The following is a 3,408-nucleotide window of genomic DNA, read 5'->3' as shown; positions in this document are numbered from 1 at the left end:
GTGTGTGTGGGGGGTGGGGGTGGTGCCCGTTTCTCGGGAACCGCATAGTGGACGCAAGCATGTTATTGCCAACAGTGTTGGGTGTGTGTGAAGTTGTTGGCTTATTAGTACCGGTCAGCTCCGACAGTCTTTCGTCCTGTCTTCCACATCCGGCCTATCTACCCAGTGGTCTAGCTGGGTGCCTTCACCCCCGAGGGGGATGGAAACCTCATCTTGAAGCAGGCTTCCCGCTTAGATGCTTTCAGCGGTTATCCCTTCCGAACGTAGCTAACCAGCCGTGCTCCTGGCGGAACAACTGGCACACCAGAGGTTCGTCCGTCCCGGTCCTCTCGTACTAGGGACAGCCCTTCTCAAGTTTCCTGCGCGCGCAGCGGATAGGGACCGAACTGTCTCACGACGTTCTAAACCCAGCTCGCGTACCGCTTTAATGGGCGAACAGCCCAACCCTTGGGACCTACTCCAGCCCCAGGATGCGACGAGCCGACATCGAGGTGCCAAACCATGCCGTCGATATGGACTCTTGGGCAAGATCAGCCTGTTATCCCCGGGGTACCTTTTATCCGTTGAGCGACGGCGCTTCCACAAGCCACCGCCGGATCACTAGTTCCGACTTTCGTCCCTGCTCGACCTGTCGGTCTCACAGTCAAGCTCCCTTGTGCACTTGCACTCGACACCTGATTGCCAACCAGGCTGAGGGAACCTTTGAGCGCCTCCGTTACATTTTGGGAGGCAACCGCCCCAGTTAAACTACCCACCAGGCACTGTCCCTGATCCGGATTACGGACCGAGGTTAGATGGTCGATATGGCCAGAGTGGTATTTCAACGATGACTCCTCCCGACCTGGCGGCCGGGTCTCACAGTCTCCCACCTATCCTACACAAGCCACACCGAACACCAATACCAAGCTATAGTAAAGGTCCCGGGGTCTTTCCGTCCTGCTGCGCGTAACGAGCATCTTTACTCGTAGTGCAATTTCGCCGAGCTCGCGGTTGAGACAGCGGAGAAGTCGTTACGCCATTCGTGCAGGTCGGAACTTACCCGACAAGGAATTTCGCTACCTTAGGATGGTTATAGTTACCACCGCCGTTTACTGGGGCTTAAATTCTGGGCTTCACCGAAGTTGACCCGTCCTCTTAACCTTCCAGCACCGGGCAGGCGTCAGTCCGTATACATCGTCTTGCGACTTCGCACGGACCTGTGTTTTTAGTAAACAGTCGCTTCTCCCTGGTCTCTGCGGCCCTCACCGCTTCCCACCGCTAGGGTGTTCACGGATCAGGCCCCCCTTCTCCCGAAGTTACGGGGGCATTTTGCCGAGTTCCTTAACCACGATTCGCTCGATCGCCTTAGTATTCTCTACCTGACCACCTGAGTCGGTTTGGGGTACGGGCGGCTAGAACCTCGCGTCGAGGCTTTTCTTGGCAGCAGAGGATCACCCGTTTCCCGCATACGCGGTCACTATCAGTTCTCACCCTATGTGCTTCGCGGATTTGCCTACGAAGCGGGCTACAACCTTGGACGTGGACTACCATCGCCACGCCGGGCTACCTTCCTGCGTCACCCCTGTTAACACGCTTACCTACTACCGGTTCGGGTCCCACGCCGCCGGCGACGGTGTGACCCGAAGGTCACGATGTCGCCATTGGGGCGGTTAGCATCACCGGGCTCGGTATGGGCGGTTCTTCGCCGGTAGGAGAATATCAACTCCTTGTCCATCGACTACGCCTGTCGGCCTCGCCTTAGGTCCCGACTTACCCAGGGCGGATTAACCTGGCCCTGGAACCCTTGGTCATTCGGCGGACGGGTTTCTCACCCGTCATTCGCTACTCATGCCTGCATTCTCACTCGTGTGGGCTCCACCACTAGGTCACCCTGCAGCTTCACTGCCCACACGACGCTCCCCTACCCACCCACACACCTGAACACCGATCAAGTCGGTGCTGGGCTAACGTGTGAGTGCCACGGCTTCGGCGGTGTACTTGAGCCCCGCTACATTGTCGGCGCGGAATCACTTGACCAGTGAGCTATTACGCACTCTTTCAAGGGTGGCTGCTTCTAAGCCAACCTCCTGGTTGTCTGTGCAACTCCACATCCTTTCCCACTGAGCACACGCTTAGGGGCCTTAGCCGATGATCTGGGCTGTTTCCCTCTCGACTACGAAGCTTATCCCCCGCAGTCTCACTGCCACGCTATGTCTTACCGGCATTCGGAGTTTGGCTGACGTCAGTAACCTGGTAGGGCCCATTAGCCATCCAGTAGCTCTACCTCCGGCAAGAAACACGTGACGCTGCACCTAAATGCATTTCGGGGAGAACCAGCTATCACGAAGTTTGATTGGCCTTTCACCCCTAACCACAGGTCATCCCCTCAGTTTTCAACCTAAGTGGGTTCGGTCCTCCACGCCGTCTTACCGGCGCTTCAACCTGCCCATGGCTAGATCACTTCGCTTCGGGTCTAGACCCGGCGACTGTATCGCCCTATTCGGACTCGCTTTCGCTACGGCTTCCCCACACGGGTTAACCTCGCCACCGAGCACTAACTCGCAGGCTCATTCTTCAAAAGGCACGCCGTCACCCCTGCTAGGGAGGCTCCGACGGATTGTAGGCACACGGTTTCAGGTACTATTTCACTCCCCTCCCGGGGTACTTTTCACCTTTCCCTCACGGTACTTGTCCGCTATCGGTCACTAGGTAGTATTTAGGCTTAGCAAGTGGTCTTGCCAGATTCACACGAGATTTCTCGGGCCCCGTGCTACTTGGGATCCCCTCAACCAGGCCGCACCATTTCGTCTACGGGACTCACACCCACTACGGTCCGCCTTTCAATGCGGTTCGACTATGACACGGCTTTCTTACTGGCTACCAGACTGTCAGATCTGGTCAGAAGGTCCCACAACCCCGCATGTGCAACGCCTGACAGCTTGACACACACACGGTTTGGCCTCATCCGCTTTCGCTCGCCACTACTCACGGAATATCTCTTCCTGTCGGTACTGAGATGTTTCACTTCCCGACGTTCCCCCCTACACCCTATGTATTCAGATGCAGGTGACTGGGCATGACCCCAGCCGGGTTCCCCCATTCGGACATCCTCGGATCACAGCTCGTTTGCCAACTCCCCGAGGCTTATCGCAGGCTACAACGTCCTTCTTCGGCTCCTAGTGCCAAGGCATCCACCCTGTGCCCTTAAAAACTTCGACACACTACAATATTTCACAGAGATCAGAAAACCAGTCCGATCAACAACCAACCCCCAAAGGAGCCGACCGCCGACCAAACCAGTACTGAACATCTGGGATGCTCGCGTCCACTATGCAGTTCTCAAGCAACGGACGAACCCGCAGACCCCACGGCACGCCTACCCCGACACCCACCCACACCCACACCAGCCGAAACCAGTCACCGACCGAG

At 57.0% G+C, this 3,408-nt stretch carries 1 rRNA gene; it reads right to left on the bottom strand.

Annotated elements, in window-relative coordinates:
- Positions 1-84: 84 nt before the first annotated feature.
- Positions 85-3,198 (bottom strand): 23S ribosomal RNA (locus ACFU9A_RS21730).
- Positions 3,199-3,408 lie beyond the last annotated feature (210 nt).

Source organism: Isoptericola sp. NPDC057653 (assembly GCF_042799955.1).
Classification (GTDB): Bacteria; Actinomycetota; Actinomycetes; order Actinomycetales; family Cellulomonadaceae; genus Isoptericola.
Note: the sequence above shows the minus strand (reverse complement) of the source record. Positions and strands in the feature narration are given on the sequence as shown.